The following is a 17,660-nucleotide window of genomic DNA, read 5'->3' as shown; positions in this document are numbered from 1 at the left end:
TCGAAATTCAACCGGGAGGTCTCTATGTTCGACAAAAACAATAAGCTGCGACATAGCGTTTCATTGGCGGCCATGCTGGCATTGAGCGGCCTGAGCGCGACGGCCTGGGCCGACGCCTATGAGGACGCCGCGAAAAAATGGATCGGCAGCGAGTTCAAGCCATCCACCCTGACCGCGGAGCAACAGCTGGAAGAGCTGAAGTGGTTCATCAAGGCGTCCGAGCCGTTTCGCGGGATGAAGATCAACGTGGTCTCGGAAACCATCGCCACCCATGAATACGAGTCCAAGGTGCTGGCCAAGGCTTTCAGTGAAATCACCGGGATCAAGCTGACCCACGACCTGCTGCAGGAAGGCGACGTGGTGGAGAAGCTGCAGACCCAGATGCAGTCGGACAAGAATATCTATGACGGCTGGGTCAACGACTCCGACCTGATCGGCACGCACTTTCGTTATGGCAAGACTGAATCCATCACCGACCTGATGGCCAATGAAGGCAAGGACTACACCTCGCCGACCCTGGACATCAAGGACTTCATCGGCATCTCCTTCACCACCGCGCCGGACGGCAAGATCTATCAGTTGCCCGACCAGCAGTTCGCCAACCTGTACTGGTTCCGCGCCGACTGGTTCGAGCGGGCCGACCTGAAAGCCAAGTTCAAGGAGAAGTACGGCTACGAGCTGGGTGTGCCGGTGAACTGGTCGGCCTATGAGGACATCGCCAAGTTCTTCAGCGAGGACGTCAAGGAGATCGACGGCAAGCGGGTCTACGGGCATATGGACTACGGCAAGAAGGACCCGTCCCTGGGCTGGCGCTTCACCGATGCCTGGTTCTCCATGGCCGGCGGTGGCGACAAGGGCTTGCCCAACGGTTTGCCGGTGGACGAGTGGGGGATTCGCGTCGAGGATTGCCATCCGGTGGGCTCCAGCGTGACCCGCGGCGGCGACACCAACGGCCCGGCGGCGGTGTTCGCCACCACCAAATACGTCGACTGGATGAAAAAGTACGCGCCACCGGAAGCGGCGGGCATGACCTTCTCCGAGTCCGGGCCGGTGCCGTCCCAGGGCAATATCGCCCAGCAGATCTTCTGGTACACCGCCTTCACCGCCGACATGACCAAGCCGGGCCTGGCGGTGATGAACGCCGACGGCACGCCGAAATGGCGCATGGCGCCGTCGCCGCGTGGACCGTACTGGGAGGAGGGCATGAAGCTGGGCTATCAGGACGTGGGGTCCTGGACCTTCATGAAGTCCACCCCGGAGAAGCAGAAACTCGCGGCCTGGCTCTATGCCCAGTTCGTGACCTCGAAAACCGTGTCGCTGAAGAAAACCATCGTCGGCCTGACACCGATCCGTGAGTCGGACATCAACTCCCAGGCGATGACTGACCTGGCGCCGAAGCTCGGCGGCCTGGTGGAGTTCTATCGCAGCCCAGCCCGGGTGCAGTGGACGCCGACCGGCACCAACGTGCCGGACTATCCACGCCTGGCGCAGTTGTGGTGGAGCCATATCGCCGAAGCCGCCAGCGGCGAGAAAACCCCGCAACAGGCGCTCGATGGCCTGGCCAAGGACCAGGACGCGATCATGACCCGGCTCGAGCGCTCGAAAGCCCAGGCCACCTGCGCGCCGAAAATGAACCCCGAGCGCGACGCGCAATACTGGTTCGACCAGCCGGGCGCGCCGAAACCGAAACTGGCCAACGAGAAACCCAAGGGGGAAACCGTGAGCTACAACGAACTGCTCAAGTCGTGGGAGGCAGCGCGCAAATAAGGTTGTGGATCGGTAATACGCAACGGCACCTTCGGGTGCCGTTTTTTCGAGGCGCGCGATGATTGCGTTGTCGCTTTCGCGAGCAAGCCTACCCTAGCTGTTTCGTGGCGCAGGTGCCGGCGGTCTTCAGTTCTGTAGGTGTAGAGGGTTGCCGCTCGATTGCTCGCGACAGCGTCCTGGTGGGTAGTGTGATCTTGCCGTGACGTTCATCTGCCAGCGCTTCAAGGCCTTCGACCAACTCGGAAAAGATGTCTCGTCTCATCGTTCTTCCTTGCCTCTATTTGAGTGTGACGTGTGGAGTTCACTTTAAAGCCAGGCACAGTTCGGGTATGTCAGGCATCACGGATTTGCTTGAAGGGCAATTCGCAGGGCAGGGGAGGGCCGTTCCCATAAATGCAAAACGGCGCCCGAAGGCGCCGTCTTGTTTTACCGCGGATCGTGCTTGAGCGATCAGCCCGCCAGACCGGATTGCTGGACCAGGATCAGCAGCGGTTGTGGGTAGACGCCGAGGAAGAACGCCAGGACCGCGATGGCCAGCAGCATTACGCCGCCGGCTTTCTGTTCCCAGTGCAGCTGGGCATCGACGCGGCGCAGGTTTGGCTCGATCAGGTACAGGGTGACCATGACGCGCAGGTAGTAGAACACGCCGATGGCGCTACCCAGGACCAGGGAGCCGACCAGCCACCATTGGTGCGCTTCGACACCGGTGGCGATGATGTAGAACTTGCCGATGAAGCCCGCGGTCAGCGGGATGCCGGCCAGGGACAGCATCATCACGGTCAGTACGGCGGTCAGGTACGGACGGCGCCAGAACAGGCCGCGGTACTCGTACAGGGCATCCGCGTCGCGACCCTTGTAGGGCGAGGACATCAGGGTGATCACGCCGAAGGCGCCGAGGCTGGTGATCACGTAGGTGACCAGGTAGACGCCGATGGCTTCCATCGCCAGGCCCTTGCTCGCCACCAGGGCGATCAGCAGGTAACCGAAGTGGGCGATGGACGAGTAACCCAGCAGACGCTTGAGGTTGCTCTGGGTCAGCGCCAGCAGGTTGCCGAACAGGATCGAGGCAATCGCGATCAGGGTCAGCACGGTGTTCAGGACACCGCTGCTGGCCACCGGCGAGATCTGGAACAGACGCACCATCACCGCGAATACCGCCACCTTGCTCGCGGTGGCCAGGAAGGCCGCCACAGGCGCCGGGGCCCCTTCGTAGACGTCCGGGGTCCACAGGTGGAAGGGTACCAGCGACAGCTTGAACGCCAGGCCGATCAGCATCATGCCCAGGCCCAGTTGGGCCAGCGGGCTAGGCAGGCCGGTCGCGGCCAGGGCCTGACCGATGCCGTTGAAGCTCAGGCTGCCGGCTTCGGCGTAGAGCAGGGCCATGCCGAACAGCAGGAACGCGGAACCGGCGGCCGACAGCACCATGTACTTGATGCCGGCTTCCAGCGAGCGCTTGTTGAAGAAGGCATAAGCCACCAGGCCGTAGACCGGTACCGAGAGCAGCTCCAGGCCGATGAACAAGCCGGCCAGGTGCTGCGCGCTGACCAGAACCAGGCCACCGGCGGCGGCCATCAGGATCAGCAGGTACAGTTCTTCGCGGTTGCCCGGGTAACCGGTGCCGCCGTCGCCCAGGTAGGCATGGGCGAGGGTGACGCAGGCCAGGGTGGCCACCAGGATCAGCGCCATGTACAGGCAGGCGAACTGGTCGATCTGCAGCAATGGAGTCACCGCCAGAGGGGTGACTTTCAGGGCCGGGAGGATCGACAGCAACGCCAGGTTCAGACCGGCGACCGACAGCAGGAAGGTTTGCGAATGGTTGCGACGCCAGGCGATAGCCAGCATCACCACAATGATGGTGAGGCTGGTGATCAACAGCGGCGCAAGCGCGATAAAGTGTTGAATCGTAAAGTCCATAGCGCTCTTACCGGGCCGAAGCGAGTTGAGTGAAGGCGGTGCCGAGCCATTGCTGCACGCCACTCATGGTGGCGGCAGAGGTATCGAGGAACGGTTGCGGGTAGATGCCGATGTAGATCAGCAGCGCCGCCAGTCCGACCACCATGATCAGTTCGCGAGCGTCCATGCCGTGCAGGACCGCGTCCGACTTGGCCGGGCCGAAGTAGGCGCGGTGAATCATGATCAGCGAATAGACCGAACCGAACACCAGGCCGGACGTCGCGAGCACAGTGACCCATGGGGCACGGGCGAAGGTGCCGATCAGGATCAGGAATTCGCCGACGAAGTTACCGGTCGCCGGCAAGCCCAGCGAGGCCGCGGCGAAGAACAGGCTGATGGCTGGCAGGTAGGCGATCTTCGACCACAGGCCACCCATTTCACGCATATCGCGGGTGTGGGTGCGTTCGTACAACTGGCCGCACAGGATAAAGAGTGCCGCCGCCGACAGGCCGTGCGCCAGCATCTGGATCACCGCGCCCTGCAGGGCCAGCTGGCTGCCGGAGTAGATACCGATCAGCACGAAGCCCATGTGCGAAACGCTGGAGAATGCCACCAGGCGCTTGATGTCGGTTTGGGCGAAGGCCAGGAAGGCACCGTAGAAGATCCCGATCAGACCCAGGGTCATGGCGATCGGCGCGAACTCGGCCGAGGCATTCGGGAACAGCGGCAGGGCGAAACGCAGCAGGCCGTAGGCCGCGGTCTTCAGCAAGATACCGGCGAGGTCCACGGAACCCGCGGTCGGTGCCTGGGCGTGGGCATCGGGCAGCCAGGAGTGGAACGGCACCACCGGCAGTTTCACCGCGAAGGCGATGAAGAAGCCGAGCATCAGCACGTACTCGGTGGTGGTCGACATCTTGGTCTTCAACAGGTCGGCGTAGTTGAAGGTGATCACCCCGGTGTCGTTGAAGTTGACCAGCACCAGACCGAGGATCGCCACCAGCATGATCAGGCCGGAAGCCTGAGTGAAGATGAAGAACTTGGTCGCGGCGTAGATCCGGGTTTTCTTGCCGTCCGAAGAACTGTGACCCCAGAGCGCGATGAGGAAGTACATCGGCACCAGCATCATTTCCCAGAAGAAGAAGAACATGAACAGGTCGAGGGCGAGGAACACGCCGACGACACCGCCCAGGATCCACATCAGGTTCAGGTGGAAGAAGCCCACGTGACGCTGGATCTCTTTCCAGGAGCAGAGGACGGACAGCACGCCCAGGAGGCCGGTCAGCAGGATCATCAACAGCGACAGGCCATCGAGGGCCAGATGCACGTTGATGCCGAAGCGCTCGATCCAGACGTGCTTGAACTCCAGGGTCCAGGTCGGATCGGCGCCAGGTGCCGGAGCGAATGAATAGTCGCCATGGGCCCACAGCCAGAGGCCGAGAGCGAGTTCCAGGGACATGGTCAGCAGCGCAATCCAGCGGGGGAGGGTGGCGCCGAAGCGCTCACCCATCCAGCACAGCAGGCCGCCGATGAAGGGGATCAGGATTAGCCAAGGCAGAATCATGACGGGCTCAATTCCTTTCGCAAGTTCGCAAGGTTCATATCAGACCGCTACCAGCACGACGGCGCCGATAACCAGCACGGCACCAGCAGCCATCGAGGCGGCGTACCAACGCAGTTGACCGGTTTCCGTACGGCTCAGGGAGTTGTGGCCCCCTTTGGCCAGGCGCGGGATCAGACCGATGGTCTGGTCGAGCGGGTCTTTGCGCAGTACATGGCTGATCGCCAGATATGGCTTGACGAACAGTTTGTCGTAGATCCAGTCGAAGCCCCAGGCAGCGAACCACCAGGCTGAGAGGATGCGGCCGATGCCGCTGTTGGCGACGGCGGTAACGAAGCGACGCTTGCCGAGGAACAGCAGCGCGGCCAGCAGGATACCGGCGATGGCGATGGCGCCCGACGCCAGTTCCAGGCTGTGCTTGGCTTCGCCGCCGGCATGGCCGACGCTTTGCGGCAGCACACCGTGCAGCGGTGGGGTGATCATGGCGCCGACGGCGGTCGACAGAATGATCAGCACCGACAGCGGCAGCCAGTGGCTGATACCGTGGCCGGCGTGGGCTTCGGTCTTGGCTTCACCGTGGAAGGTGATGAAGATCAGGCGGAAGGTGTACAGCGAGGTCATGAAGGCCCCGACCAGACCGGCATACAGCAGGCCGTGGTTACCGCTGGCGAAGGCTTCCCAGAGGATCTCGTCCTTGGAGTAGAAACCGGCGGTGACCAGTGGCAAGGCCGCCAGGGCCGCGCCGCCGACGATGAAGCTGGCGTAGGCCAGTGGCAGTTTCTTCCACAGGCCGCCCATCTTGAAGATGTTCTGCTCGTGGTGGCAGGCAACGATCACCGCACCGGAGGCAAGGAACAGCAGGGCCTTGAAGAAGGCGTGGGTCATCAGGTGGAAGATCGCGCCATCCCAGGCGCCAACGCCCAGGGCCAGGAACATGTAGCCGATCTGGCTCATGGTCGAGTAGGCGAGGATCCGCTTGATGTCGGTCTGGACCAGCGCGGCGAAGCCGGCCAGGACCAGGGTCACGCCACCGACGACGCCCACCAGGTGCAGGATATCCGGCGCCAGGGCGAACAGACCGTGGGTACGGGCGATCAGGTAGACACCGGCGGTCACCATGGTTGCGGCGTGGATCAGTGCCGAAACCGGAGTAGGACCGGCCATCGCGTCCGCCAGCCAGGTCTGCAGCGGCAGCTGGGCGGATTTACCGACCGCGCCGCCCAGCAGCATCAGGGTCGCCAGGACGATCCAGAAGTCGCCGGCCTGGAACTTCGCAGGTGCCGCGACCAGCAGTTGCTGGATATTCAGGGTGCCCAGCTGCTGGAACAGGATGAACAGGCCGATGGCCATGAACACGTCGCCGATGCGGGTGACGATAAAGGCCTTGAGTGCCGCGTTACCGTTGTTGCGGTTGCTGTAGTAGAAACCGATCAGCAGGTACGAGCACAGGCCCACGCCTTCCCAGCCGAAGTACAGGAACAACAGGTCATCGCCGAGCACCAGGAACAGCATGCTGGCGATGAACAGGTTGGTGTAGGCGAAGAAGCGCGAGTAACCGTCTTCACCGCGCATGTACCAGGACGCGAACAGGTGGATCAGGAAGCCCACGCCCACCACCACGCCGAGCATGGTCACGGACAGGCCATCCAGATACAGGGCGAAGGTCGGCTTGAAGTCGCCTACGGTCATCCACTGCCACAGCACCTGGGTGTAGTGGCCGCCTTCCGGCGGGGCGACGTTGAATTGCCAGATCACATAAGCCGCGACAATCGCCGACAGGCCAACGGAGCCGACACCGATCAGGGCGGCGAGGTTTTCCGAGAGGCGTCCACGGGAGAACGACAGCAGCAGGAAACCGATCAGGGGGAACAGGAAAGTCAGATAGAGAAGGTTCATCCGCGCATCTCGCTGGCAGCGTCGATATCGAGAGTGTGGAAGCGGCGATACAGCTGCAACAGGATCGCCAGGCCAATGCTGGCCTCAGCGGCTGCCAGGCTGATCACCAGGATGAACATGATCTGTCCATCCGGCTGCGCCCATCTGGCACCTGCGACGATGAAGGCCAGGGCGGAGGCGTTCATCATCACTTCCAGGCTCATCAGCACGAAGAGAATGTTGCGGCGCACCATCAGGCCGACCAGGCCAAGGCAGAACAGGATGCCGGCAACGGCCAGGCCATGCTCCAGAGGGATAGTTCCGATCGTAGGCATGTTCTTACTCCTTCGCCTCGTTGCGGCCCAGGTGGAACGCCGTGACGGCTGCGGCGAGCAGCAGCATCGAGGCGAGTTCGACCACCAGCAGATAAGGACCGAACAGGCTGATGCCCACGGCCTTGGCGTCCACGGTGGTGTGGCCGACACCGGTACCGCTCTGGTGGCTGAACAGCACGTACAGCAGTTCCACCAGCAGCAGGGCGGCGAGCACCACCGGCCCCAGCCAGATTCCCGGCTTGAGCCAGATGCGTTCCTGCTGAACCGAGGCAGGCCCCAGGTTCAGCATCATCACCACGAACACGAACAGCACCATGATGGCGCCGGCATAGGCGATCACTTCCAGCACGCCGGCGAACGGCGCGCCGAGGCTGAAGAAGGTCATCGCCACGGCGATCAGCGAAATGATCAGGTAGAGCAGGGCGTGCACAGGGTTGGTGTTGGTCACCACGCGGAGCGTGGAGACAACGGCGACACCTGACGCGAAATAGAAAGCGAATTCCATCTTTCTTCCTTAAGGCAGCAAGCTCTTCACGTTGATCGGCTCGGCTTCGTTTTGCGCGGAGCCTTTTGGCTTACCGGCAATGGCCATACCTGCAACACGATAGAAGTTGTAATCAGGGTTCTTTCCGGGGCCGGAGATCAGCAGATCTTCTTTCTCGTAAACCAGGTCCTGACGTTTGAACTCGGCCATCTCGAAATCCGGGGTCAGCTGGATCGCGGTGGTCGGGCAGGCTTCCTCGCAGAGGCCGCAGAAGATGCAACGCGAGAAGTTGATGCGGAAGAAGTCCGGGTACCAGCGACCGTCTTCGGTTTCAGCTTTCTGCAGCGAGATGCAACCCACCGGGCATGCCACGGCGCAAAGGTTGCAGGCTACGCAACGCTCTTCGCCATCGGGGTCGCGGGTCAGCACGATGCGGCCGCGGTAGCGGGGCGGCAGGTAGACCGGCTCTTCCGGGTATTGCAGGGTGTCGCGCTTGCGAAAGCCATGGCCGAAGACCATCACCAGGCTGCGCAGTTGGGTACCAGTACCCTTAACGATGTCGCCAATATATTTGAACATGGGTCAAATCCTCACTGAACCGCGCCCGCTGGCGTGTTCAACAACACAAGCGCAGCAGTCACCAGCAAATTGATCAGGGTCAGCGGCAGGCAGAATTTCCAGCTGAAGTCCATCACCTGGTCATAACGCGGACGCGGGATGGAAGCGCGCAGCAGGATGAACAGCATGATGAAGAACGCGGTCTTCAGGGCGAACCAGACGAAGGACAGTTGCGGCAGGATGCCGAACGGACCGTGCCAGCCACCGAAGAACAGGGTGACCAGCAGTGCCGAGATCAGGATGATGCCGATGTACTCGCCAACGAAGAACATGCCCCATTTCATGCCGGCGTATTCAATGTGGTAACCGTCGGCCAGTTCCTGTTCCGCTTCCGGCTGGTCGAACGGGTGACGGTGAGTCACGGCCACGCCAGCGATGAAGAAGGTACAGAAACCGAAGAACTGCGGAATGATGAACCACAGGTTCTGCGCCTGGTAGTCGACGATGTCGCGCATGTTGAACGAGCCGACCTGGGCCACGATGCCCATCAGCGCTAGGCCCATGAACACTTCATAGGACACGGTCTGGGCCGAGGCGCGCAGGCTGCCGAGCAGGGCGAACTTGTTGTTGCTCGACCAGCCGGCGAACAGCACCGCGTAGACCGACAGGCCGGCCATGGCGAAGAAGAACAGCAGGCCGATGTTCAGGTCCGCCACGCCCCAGGTCGGGGTGATCGGGATGATCGCGAAAGCGATCAGCAAGGCGCTCATGGCCACGACCGGTGCCAGGGTGAAGATCACCTTGTCGGCAAACGGCGGGGTCCAGTCTTCCTTGAAGAACATCTTCAGCATGTCGGCGGCGATCTGGAACATGCCGAACGGGCCAACGCGGTTCGGACCGTAACGGTCCTGCCACCAGCCCAGCAGGCGACGTTCGACAAAGCTGAGCAAGGCACCTGCGACCACCACGGCCAGCATGATGACCAGGGCTTTGACGACCGCCAGGATCACGTCGATCACTTCAGGGGTGAACCAGGTCATTGCGCTGCCTCCTGCAGACCGTCAACGGATTTGCCAAAGAACGCCGGTGGAATGCCCGCCAGGCCTGCTGGCAGGGCCACCAGGCCAGCGCCCAGCTCTTCGTTGATGCGCAGCGGCAGACGCAGGGTCTGGCCCGCCACGCTCACGGCGAGCAGCGCGCCATCGTTGACGCCCAGGCGGTCGGCTTCGGACTTGGCCAGGGAGACGTAGGCGGCCGGGATGCGTTCCTGGACCGGAGCGGCTTTCGAAGAGTTCTCCTCGCTGCCGAACAGGTGGTAGAACGGCACCGCCTGCCAGGTGCCCTGGGCAGGGGAGAAGGCGCGCGGCACGCTGGCGAACCAGCCGAGGCTGTCGCCCTGGCTTTCGATCAGGCGGGTGCCCGGATCGCCGGCACGCAGGTGACCACCGACTTCGTCCTGGAACTTGTTCCAGGCTTGCGGCGAGTTCCAGCCCGGCGACCAGGCGAACGGCACCTGGGAGCGTGGTTCCACGGAGCCCGAGTAACCTTCCATGGAGAAGGAAAACGCGGTGTCCTGGTCTTGCGGGGTACGTGGCTCGTGCACGCTGATATCGGCGCGCATGGCGGTACGGCCGCTGTAACGCAGCGGTTCGCGAGCCAGCTTCAGGCCCTTGATGCGGAACGACGCCGATGGCGCGGCATCGACGATGTGCGCCAGTTGCGGGTTGCTCTGGGCGCAGGCGGCGGTCACGTGGTCCAGCTGGGTCCAGTCCACCGGCTTGTTCAGCAGGGTAGAGCGCAGGGCATGCAGCCAGCGCCAGCCTTCGTGAACCAGGATGCTGGCATCCATATAGGTTGGATCGAACACCTGGAAGAAGCGCTGGGCACGGCCTTCCTGGCTGACCAGGGTGCCGTCGCCCTCGGCGAAGCTGGCCGCTGGCAGGACCAGGTGCGCGCGATCGCTGGTGGCGGTCTTCTGATGGTCGGCGACGATCAGCACTTTCGCGGCGTTCAGCGCGGCATCGACCTTGGCGGCGTCGGTGCGGGTGTACAGATCGTTTTCCAGCACGACCAGGGCGTCGGCCTGGCCGTCGATGACCGCTTGCAGCGCGGCGTCCACCGATTCGCCACCGAGCATGGCCAGGCCGAGGCTGTTGGCCTCGGGCACGATCAGGCTGATGGAACCGTTCTTCTCGCGCAGCTTGAGGGCCTTGGCGATGTTCGCCGCAGCTTCGATCAGCACCTTGGAGCCCAGGGAGGTGCCAGCGATGATCAGTGGGCGCTTGGCGGCGAGGAGGGCGTCGGCGATGCGCTTGGCCAGCTCAAAGGCTTCGCTGTCCAGGCCTTCGACGGCCGGGGCGCTGGCATCCAGGGCGTGGGCTACGGCGAAACCGATGCGCGCCAGGTCGTCGGGAGCGGCGTGTACACACTCTTCGGCGACGTCGTCGAGCTTGGTTTCAGCGATGCTTGCAATGAACAGCGGGTTCAGCGCGTGCTGGCCGATGTTTTTCACCGCGGCGTCGAGCCATGGCTGGACGCGCATGGCGTCGGCCATCTCTTCGGCCTTGCCCTTGACCGACTGGCGCAGGGCCAGGGCCATGCGGGCGGCGGTCTGGGTCAGGTCCTCGCCGAGGACGAACACCGCATCGTGGTCTTCGATGTCGCGCATGGTCGGCACGGGCAGCGGGCTGTTTCTCAGCACTTGCAGGACCAGGCGGATGCGCTCCAGTTCGGCGGCTTCGATACCGCTGTAGAAGTGCTCGGCGCCTACCAGTTCACGCAGGGCGTAGTTGCTTTCCAGGCTGGCGCGAGGCGAACCGATACCGACGATATTGCGCCCGCGCAGCAGGTCGGCGGCCTTGTCCAGCGCCTGGTCCAGGTTCAGCTTGGTACCGTCGTTCAGCAGCGGCTGGCGTGGACGGTCTTCGCGGTTGACGTAGCCGTAGCCGAAACGGCCACGGTCGCACAGGAAGTACTGGTTCACCGAACCGTTGTAGCGGTTCTCGATGCGCCGCAGTTCGCCGTAGCGCTCGCCGGGGGAAATGTTGCAACCGCTGGAGCAGCCATGGCAGATGCTCGGCGAGAACTGCATGTCCCATTTGCGGTTGTAGCGCTCGGAGTGAGTCTTGTCGGTGAACACACCGGTCGGGCAGACCTCGGTGAGGTTGCCGGAGAACTCGCTTTCCAGGGTGCCGTCTTCAACGCGACCGAAGTACACGTTGTCGTGGGCGCCGAACACACCGAGGTCGGTGCCGCCGGCATAGTCCTTGTAGAAACGCACGCAACGGTAGCAGGCGATGCAGCGGTTCATCTCGTGGGCGATGAACGGGCCGAGTTCCTGGTTCTGGTGGGTACGCTTGGTGAAGCGATAACGGCGCTCGTTGTGGCCGGTCATCACGGTCATGTCTTGCAGGTGGCAGTGACCGCCTTCCTCACAGACCGGGCAGTCGTGCGGGTGGTTGGTCATCAGCCATTCGACGACACTGGCGCGGAAGGCCTTGGATTCTTCATCGTCGATGGAGATCCAGGTGTTGTCGGTGGCGGGCGTCATGCAGGACATGACGATGCGACCACGGGTGTCGTTCTCGTCGGTGTACTGCTTGACCGCGCATTGGCGACAGGCACCGACGCTACCGAGAGCGGGGTGCCAGCAGAAATAAGGGATGTCGAGGCCTAGTGACAGACATGCCTGTAACAGGTTGTCCGCCCCATCGACTTCGAGCGCTTTGCCGTCTACGTGGATAGTGGCCATGGTTCAAAGTTCTTCGTTGGCCCGGTGTCAGCGGGCGTGGCTAATGGAATCTTGGTGCTCGCCTGGCGCGTCGCGGCGTCTTCAGGCGATACGAGGGCGGCACGGACCACCCTCGTTCGATACGTTTACGCGCCGACTACGATCGGCCGGGCCAGGGGCGGGACGGCGGCAGCACTGGTGGCTGCGATGCCGGCCTCGAACTCTGGACGGAAATACTTGATGGCACTGCCCAATGGCTCCACGGCGCCCGGTGCGTGAGCACAGAAGGTCTTGCCTGGGCCGAGGAAGCCGACCAGACCCAGCAGGGTCTCGATATCACCGGCTTGCCCTTCGCCTTTCTCGAGGGCGCGCAGCAGCTTGACGCTCCACGGCAGGCCATCGCGGCAAGGGGTGCAGAAGCCGCAGGATTCGCGGGCAAAGAACTCTTCCATGTTGCGCAGCAGCGACACCATGTTGATGCTGTCGTCGACCGCCATGGCCAGGCCGGTACCCATGCGGGTGCCTACCTTGGCGATGCCGCCGGCGTACATTTGCGCATCCAGGTGTTCAGGCAACAGGAAACCGGTACCGGCGCCGCCTGGCTGCCAGCACTTGAGCTTGAAGCCATCGCGCATGCCGCCGGCGTAGTCTTCGAACAGCTCGCGCGCGGTCACGCCGAACGGCAGCTCCCACAGCCCAGGGTTCTTCACTTTGCCGGAGAAGCCCATCAGCTTGGTGCCGTGGTCTTCACTGCCTTCGCGAGCGAGGGATTTGTACCACTCCACGCCGTCGCCGATGATCGCTGGCACGTTGCACAGGGTTTCGACGTTGTTCACGCAGGTCGGCTTGCCCCACACGCCGACGGCGGCAGGGAAGGGCGGCTTGGAGCGTGGGTTGGCACGGCGGCCTTCGAGGGAGTTGATCAGTGCGGTTTCTTCACCGCAGATGTAACGCCCGGCGCCGGTGTGGACGAACAGCTCGAAGTCGAAGCCCGAGCCGAGGATGTTCTTGCCCAGCAGGCCCGCGGCCTTGGCTTCTTCCACGGCACGGTTGAGGTGCTTGGCGGCGGTGGTGTACTCGCCCCGCAGGAAGATGTAGCCGCGGTAGGTTTTCAGCGCACGGGCGCTGATCAGCATGCCTTCGATCAGCAGATGGGGCAGTTGCTCCATCAGCATGCGGTCTTTCCAGGTGTTGGGTTCCATTTCATCCGCGTTGCACAGCAGGTAGCGGATGTTCATGGATTCGTCTTTGGGCATCAGGCCCCACTTCACGCCAGTGGGGAAGCCCGCGCCGCCGCGGCCCTTGAGGCCGGCGTCCTTGACGGTCTGGACGATGTCGTCCTGGGACAGGTCGGCGAAGGCCTTGCGCGCCGCGGCGTAGCCGTTCTTGGCCTGGTACTCGTCGAGCCATACCGGCTCGCCGTCGTCGCGCAGGCGCCAGGTCAGCGGATGAGTTTCCGGGCTGCGCTGGATGCGGTTGGCGGGGCCGAAGGATGTCAGGGTCATACGTAGCCCTCCAACAGTTTGGCCACGCCAGCAGGCTGCAGGTCGCCGAAAGTGTCGTCGTCGATCATCAGCGCCGGGGCCTTGTCGCAGTTGCCCAGGCAGCATACCGGCAGCAGGGTGAAGCGGCCGTCTGCGGTGGTCTGGCCGAGGCCGATGCCCAGCTCGCTCTGGATCTGGCTGACCACGGACTCGTGGCCGCCGATGTAGCAGACCATGCTGTCGCAGACACGGATGATGTGACGGCCGACCGGTTGACGGAAGATCTGGCTGTAGAACGTCGCCACGCCTTCTACGTCGCTGGCCGGGATGCCGAGGATCTCGCCGATGGCGTAGAGCGCGCCATCAGGCACCCAGCCACGTTCCTTCTGGACGATCTTCAGGGCTTCGATAGACGCCGCGCGCGGGTCTTCGTAGTGATGCAGCTCGTGCTCGATGGCCGAGCGCTCGGTTTCGCTCAGGGCGAAACGGTCTGTCTGGATAAGCGGGCTGTTCATGCTTAGCGGTCCACGTCGGCCATAACGAAGTCGATACTACCCAGGTACGCGATCAAGTCCGCGACCATGCTGCCGCGGATCACCGAAGGGATCTGCTGCAGGTGGGCGAAGCTCGGGGTGCGGATCCGGGTGCGGTAGCTCATGGTGCCGCCATCGCTCGTCAGGTAATAACTGTTGATGCCCTTGGTCGCTTCGATCATCTGGAAGGACTCGTTGGCCGGCATGACCGGGCCCCAAGAAACCTGCAGGAAGTGCGTGATCAGGGTCTCGATGTGCTGCAGCGTGCGCTCTTTCGGTGGCGGCGTGGTCAGCGGGTGGTCCGCCTTGTACGGGCCTTCCGGCATGTTGCGCAGGCACTGGTCGATGATCTTGATGCTCTGGCGCATCTCTTCGACGCGGACCATGCAGCGGTCGTAGGCATCGCCGTTGGCCGCCAGCGGTACTTCGAATTCGAAGTTCTCGTAGCCGGAGTAGGGGCGCGCTTTACGCAGGTCGAAATCGCAACCGGTGGAACGCAGGCCGGCACCGGTGACGCCCCATTCCAGGGCTTCCTTGGTGTTGTAGGCGGCGACGCCGATGGTACGACCCTTGAGGATGCTGTTCTGCAGGGCGGCCTTGGTGTATTCGTCGAGGCGCTTGGGCAGCCAGTCGACGAAGTCTTTCACCAGTTTTTCCCAGCCGCGCGGCAGGTCGTGGGCGACGCCGCCGATGCGGTACCAGGCCGGGTGCAGGCGGAAACCGGTGATCGCTTCGATCACGGTGTAGGCGCGCTGACGGTCGGTGAAGGTGAAGAACACCGGGGTCATGGCGCCGACGTCCTGGATGTAGGTGCCCAGGAACAGCAGGTGGCTGGTGATCCGGAAGAACTCGGCCATCATGATGCGGATGACGTCGACCTTCTCCGGCACCTTGATTCCGGCCAGTTTCTCGACCGAGAGCACGTACGGCAGGTTGTTCATCACGCCGCCGAGGTAGTCGATACGGTCGGTGTACGGGATGAAGCTGTGCCAGGACTGACGCTCGGCCATCTTCTCGGCGCCACGGTGGTGGTAGCCGATGTCCGGCACGCAGTCGACGATCTCTTCGCCGTCCAGCTGCAGGATGATGCGGAAGGCACCGTGGGCCGAAGGGTGGTTCGGGCCCAAGTTGAGGAACATGTAGTCCTCGTTGGCGCCGGAACGCTTCATGCCCCAGTCTTCCGGCTTGAAGCGCGCGGCTTCTTCTTCCAGTTGTTGCTTGGCCAGGGTCAGGCTGAACGGATCGAACTCGGTGGCGCGCGCCGGGAAGTCCTTGCGCAGCGGGTGACCTTCCCAGGTCGGCGGCATCATGATGCGCGACAGGTGAGGATGGCCGGCGAAGTCGATGCCGAACATGTCCCAGACTTCACGCTCGTACCAGTTGGCGTTCGGCCAGATACCGGTCACGGTCGGCAAGCTGAGGTCGCTCTCGGACAAGGCGACCTTGATCATTACGTCACTATTACGTTCGATCGACAGCAGGTGGTAGAACACGCTGAAGTCGGCACCTGGCAGCCCTTGACGCTTGGTGCGCAGACGCTCGTCCACGCCATGCAGGTCATAGAGCATGACGTACGGCTTGGGCAGGTTGCGCAGGAAGGTCAGGACTTCGACGAGTTTGGCGCGGGTAACCCACAGCACCGGCATGCCGGTGCGGGTGGCCTGGGCGGTGAACGCCTCAGGGCCAAAACGGTTATTGAGTTCGACGACCACATCCTGGTCGTCTGCCTTATAAGGCGGGATGTACAGAGCACTGCCTGTAGTCATGGTTTTTTATCGCTTTCGGTCAACGTAAAGAATGAAGCCAGTTTTTCGTTCTTTGTAAGAAGCGTTCTGGAATCAGACTTCGTCGGGGCTGCGCAGGTTGGTTACCTGAATACGCTGTTCGCGGCGCTGTTCCTTTTGCGACGGCATTTCGGCGCGATACACGCCTTGGTCACCGACGACCCAGGAAAGTGGGCGACGCTCCTGGCCAATCGACTCCTGCAAGAGCATCAGGCCTTGCAGAAAAGCTTCAGGGCGGGGCGGGCAGCCAGGCACGTAGACGTCCACGGGCAGGAACTTGTCCACCCCTTGAACGACGGAATAGATGTCGTACATGCCACCGGAGTTGGCGCACGAACCCATGGAGATGACCCACTTCGGCTCGAGCATTTGCTCGTAGAGACGCTGAATGATCGGCGCCATCTTGATGAAGCAGGTTCCGGCAATAACCATGAAATCCGCCTGGCGCGGTGATGCCCGGATAACTTCGGCGCCGAAGCGCGCGATGTCGTGGGGCGCCGTGAAGGCGGTGGTCATTTCCACGTAGCAGCAGGACAGGCCGAAGTTGTACGGCCACAGGGAGTTCTTACGCCCCCAGTTGACCGCGCCGCTCAGCACGTCTTCCAGCTTGCCCATGAAGATGTTTTTGTGGACTTGATCTTCTAACGGATCGGAAACGGTTTCCCGTTCGCCGATCGGATACTGCTCGTTAGGAGCATCGGGGTCGATCCTGGTGAGATTGTATTGCATCGCCAAAGCCTCATTGTTTTAGCTTCGCCTGCCGCTTACGGCGACCTTCCGGAGCCCAATCAAGAGCCCCCACCCGCCAAAGGTAGACAAGACCTGCCAACAGAATTGCTATGAAAACGAGAGCTTCGACGAATCCGGTCCAGCCGCTTTCGCGGACGGACACAGACCAGGCAAAGAGAAAGAGGGCTTCGATATCGAAGATCACGAAGAGCATCGCGACCAGATAGAATTTGGCTGAGAGCCGCAAGCGGGCGCCACCGGTAGGTAGCATGCCGGACTCGAACGGTTCGTTTTTGCTGCGGCCCCAGGCTTTTGACCCGAGGAGGCTGGAGACGCCGAGCATGAAGGCGCAGAGGCCGCCTACACCCAGAAGGAAAATGGCAAAGCCCCAGTTGTGGGCCATGAGTCCTGTCGCTTCGGGCATGCTGGTAATCCTTAACAGAGAGCAAAGGTCTCTGAGCTTGATAAAGAAATAAAGCAGTGACGATATGTCGCAGTGCAATCAATCGCCGTGATTTTATGGCTAAACACCGGGCAAGTAAATTTTCATGGCGAAATTATTTAGCGGAATAAGGACATAGCTCCCCTTGCAAGCCCCGTAAGCCACGGCCTGTGGGCATTAGCGGGGGTTTTGTTAATTATGTTTTGTCCTCGCTGTAACGAACATTATTGCCTCTAAATGATAATCAATATTATTTGGCGCTGCTTTTAAACAATGGCTCCCATGAAGAGCCGCTAAGTTGTCTTTTATATGCTCGTTACTGCAAGTTGCGAGCGAGCCCCTTTTACCCGCTTTTTTCTTCACGCATACCGCTCTGGATCAATGTTTTGCCTGATTGGCAGGGTGTCCGGGCCGACGTCGTCGCGAGCAGGCTCGTTGCTGTCACCGCTTGGGGGGGCGGTGATGCCTGCAAAAGCTGCAGGCAAAAA

General features: G+C 62.1%; 14 protein-coding genes and 1 pseudogene. 1 reads left to right on the top strand and 14 read right to left on the bottom strand.

The features are described 5' to 3' along the window. Positions 1-24: 24 nt before the first annotated feature. Entirely contained in the window at positions 25-1,767 is a 1,743-nt protein-coding gene (locus tag C4K27_RS19925) for an ABC transporter substrate-binding protein (protein WP_053261847.1), read from the top strand. Between the two features lie 178 nt (positions 1,768-1,945). Here C4K27_RS19925 and C4K27_RS19920 read toward each other — a convergent pair. The 14 genes and pseudogenes from C4K27_RS19920 to C4K27_RS19855 form a co-directional block, all read right to left on the bottom strand. After that, positions 1,946-2,029: pseudogene (locus C4K27_RS19920) on the bottom strand (transcriptional regulator); the annotation flags it as partial. Between the two features lie 188 nt (positions 2,030-2,217). Further along, entirely contained in the window at positions 2,218-3,681 is a 1,464-nt protein-coding gene (gene nuoN / locus C4K27_RS19915; protein WP_007929613.1) for an NADH-quinone oxidoreductase subunit NuoN, read from the bottom strand. Positions 3,682-3,688: 7 nt separating this feature from the next. Further along, entirely contained in the window at positions 3,689-5,221 is a 1,533-nt protein-coding gene (gene nuoM, locus C4K27_RS19910; protein WP_007929612.1) for an NADH-quinone oxidoreductase subunit M, read from the bottom strand. Positions 5,222-5,260: 39 nt separating this feature from the next. Beyond that, positions 5,261-7,114, bottom strand: coding sequence for an NADH-quinone oxidoreductase subunit L (nuoL, locus tag C4K27_RS19905; protein ID WP_007929611.1), 1,854 nt, complete (start codon positions 7,112-7,114; stop codon positions 5,261-5,263). Next, entirely contained in the window at positions 7,111-7,419 is a 309-nt protein-coding gene (gene nuoK, locus C4K27_RS19900; RefSeq protein ID WP_085985111.1) for an NADH-quinone oxidoreductase subunit NuoK, read from the bottom strand. Before nuoK ends, nuoL begins: the two co-directional genes overlap by 4 nt. Positions 7,420-7,432: 13 nt before the next feature. Then, complete coding sequence (gene nuoJ / locus C4K27_RS19895; RefSeq protein ID WP_007929608.1) at positions 7,433-7,933, bottom strand: NADH-quinone oxidoreductase subunit J; 501 nt, start codon at positions 7,931-7,933, stop codon at positions 7,433-7,435. 9 nt (positions 7,934-7,942) lie between these two features. Beyond that, entirely contained in the window at positions 7,943-8,491 is a 549-nt protein-coding gene (gene nuoI, locus C4K27_RS19890) for an NADH-quinone oxidoreductase subunit NuoI (protein ID WP_003223795.1), read from the bottom strand. An 11-nt stretch (positions 8,492-8,502) separates the two neighbouring features. Beyond that, positions 8,503-9,510, bottom strand: a complete 1,008-nt coding sequence (gene nuoH / locus C4K27_RS19885; RefSeq protein WP_007929607.1) for an NADH-quinone oxidoreductase subunit NuoH — start codon at positions 9,508-9,510, stop codon at positions 8,503-8,505. After that, a complete protein-coding gene (nuoG, locus tag C4K27_RS19880) occupies positions 9,507-12,221 on the bottom strand; it encodes an NADH-quinone oxidoreductase subunit NuoG (protein WP_053261846.1) in 2,715 nt (904 codons plus the stop codon). Before nuoG ends, nuoH begins: the two co-directional genes overlap by 4 nt. Before the next feature lie 125 nt (positions 12,222-12,346). Beyond that, positions 12,347-13,705 (bottom strand): NADH-quinone oxidoreductase subunit NuoF, encoded by a 1,359-nt coding sequence (gene nuoF, locus C4K27_RS19875; RefSeq protein ID WP_009044590.1) that lies wholly within the window; start codon positions 13,703-13,705, stop codon positions 12,347-12,349. Then, positions 13,702-14,199 (bottom strand): NADH-quinone oxidoreductase subunit NuoE, encoded by a 498-nt coding sequence (gene nuoE, locus C4K27_RS19870; protein ID WP_053261845.1) that lies wholly within the window; start codon positions 14,197-14,199, stop codon positions 13,702-13,704. Before nuoE ends, nuoF begins: the two co-directional genes overlap by 4 nt. A 2-nt stretch (positions 14,200-14,201) precedes the next feature. Beyond that, positions 14,202-15,983 (bottom strand): NADH-quinone oxidoreductase subunit C/D, encoded by a 1,782-nt coding sequence (gene nuoC / locus C4K27_RS19865; RefSeq protein WP_007929185.1) that lies wholly within the window; start codon positions 15,981-15,983, stop codon positions 14,202-14,204. A gap of 72 nt (positions 15,984-16,055) precedes the next feature. Beyond that, positions 16,056-16,730 (bottom strand): NuoB/complex I 20 kDa subunit family protein, encoded by a 675-nt coding sequence (locus C4K27_RS19860; protein ID WP_007929186.1) that lies wholly within the window; start codon positions 16,728-16,730, stop codon positions 16,056-16,058. Positions 16,731-16,740: 10 nt separating this feature from the next. Beyond that, positions 16,741-17,154: an NADH-quinone oxidoreductase subunit A gene (locus tag C4K27_RS19855; protein ID WP_007929187.1), complete on the bottom strand. Its 414-nt coding sequence runs from the start codon at positions 17,152-17,154 to the stop codon at positions 16,741-16,743. Between the last annotated feature and the right edge of the window lie 506 nt (positions 17,155-17,660).

Origin of the sequence: Pseudomonas chlororaphis subsp. chlororaphis, assembly GCF_003945765.1 — a bacterium.
GTDB classification, from domain to species: Bacteria; Pseudomonadota; Gammaproteobacteria; order Pseudomonadales; family Pseudomonadaceae; genus Aquipseudomonas; species Aquipseudomonas chlororaphis.
Note: the sequence above shows the minus strand (reverse complement) of the source record. Positions and strands in the feature narration are given on the sequence as shown.

Coding starts and splice junctions, on each gene's coding strand:
- C4K27_RS19925 (WP_053261847.1), top strand. CDS start 25: ATGTTCGACAAAAACAATAAGCTGCGACATAGCGTTTCATTGGCGGCC.
- nuoN (WP_007929613.1), bottom strand. CDS start 3,681: ATGGACTTTACGATTCAACACTTTATCGCGCTTGCGCCGCTGTTGATC.
- nuoM (WP_007929612.1), bottom strand. CDS start 5,221: ATGATTCTGCCTTGGCTAATCCTGATCCCCTTCATCGGCGGCCTGCTG.
- nuoL (WP_007929611.1), bottom strand. CDS start 7,114: ATGAACCTTCTCTATCTGACTTTCCTGTTCCCCCTGATCGGTTTCCTG.
- nuoJ (WP_007929608.1), bottom strand. CDS start 7,933: ATGGAATTCGCTTTCTATTTCGCGTCAGGTGTCGCCGTTGTCTCCACG.
- nuoI (WP_003223795.1), bottom strand. CDS start 8,491: ATGTTCAAATATATTGGCGACATCGTTAAGGGTACTGGTACCCAACTG.
- nuoH (WP_007929607.1), bottom strand. CDS start 9,510: ATGACCTGGTTCACCCCTGAAGTGATCGACGTGATCCTGGCGGTCGTC.
- nuoG (WP_053261846.1), bottom strand. CDS start 12,221: ATGGCCACTATCCACGTAGACGGCAAAGCGCTCGAAGTCGATGGGGCG.
- nuoF (WP_009044590.1), bottom strand. CDS start 13,705: ATGACCCTGACATCCTTCGGCCCCGCCAACCGCATCCAGCGCAGCCCG.
- nuoE (WP_053261845.1), bottom strand. CDS start 14,199: ATGAACAGCCCGCTTATCCAGACAGACCGTTTCGCCCTGAGCGAAACC.
- nuoC (WP_007929185.1), bottom strand. CDS start 15,983: ATGACTACAGGCAGTGCTCTGTACATCCCGCCTTATAAGGCAGACGAC.
- C4K27_RS19860 (WP_007929186.1), bottom strand. CDS start 16,730: ATGCAATACAATCTCACCAGGATCGACCCCGATGCTCCTAACGAGCAG.
- C4K27_RS19855 (WP_007929187.1), bottom strand. CDS start 17,154: ATGCCCGAAGCGACAGGACTCATGGCCCACAACTGGGGCTTTGCCATT.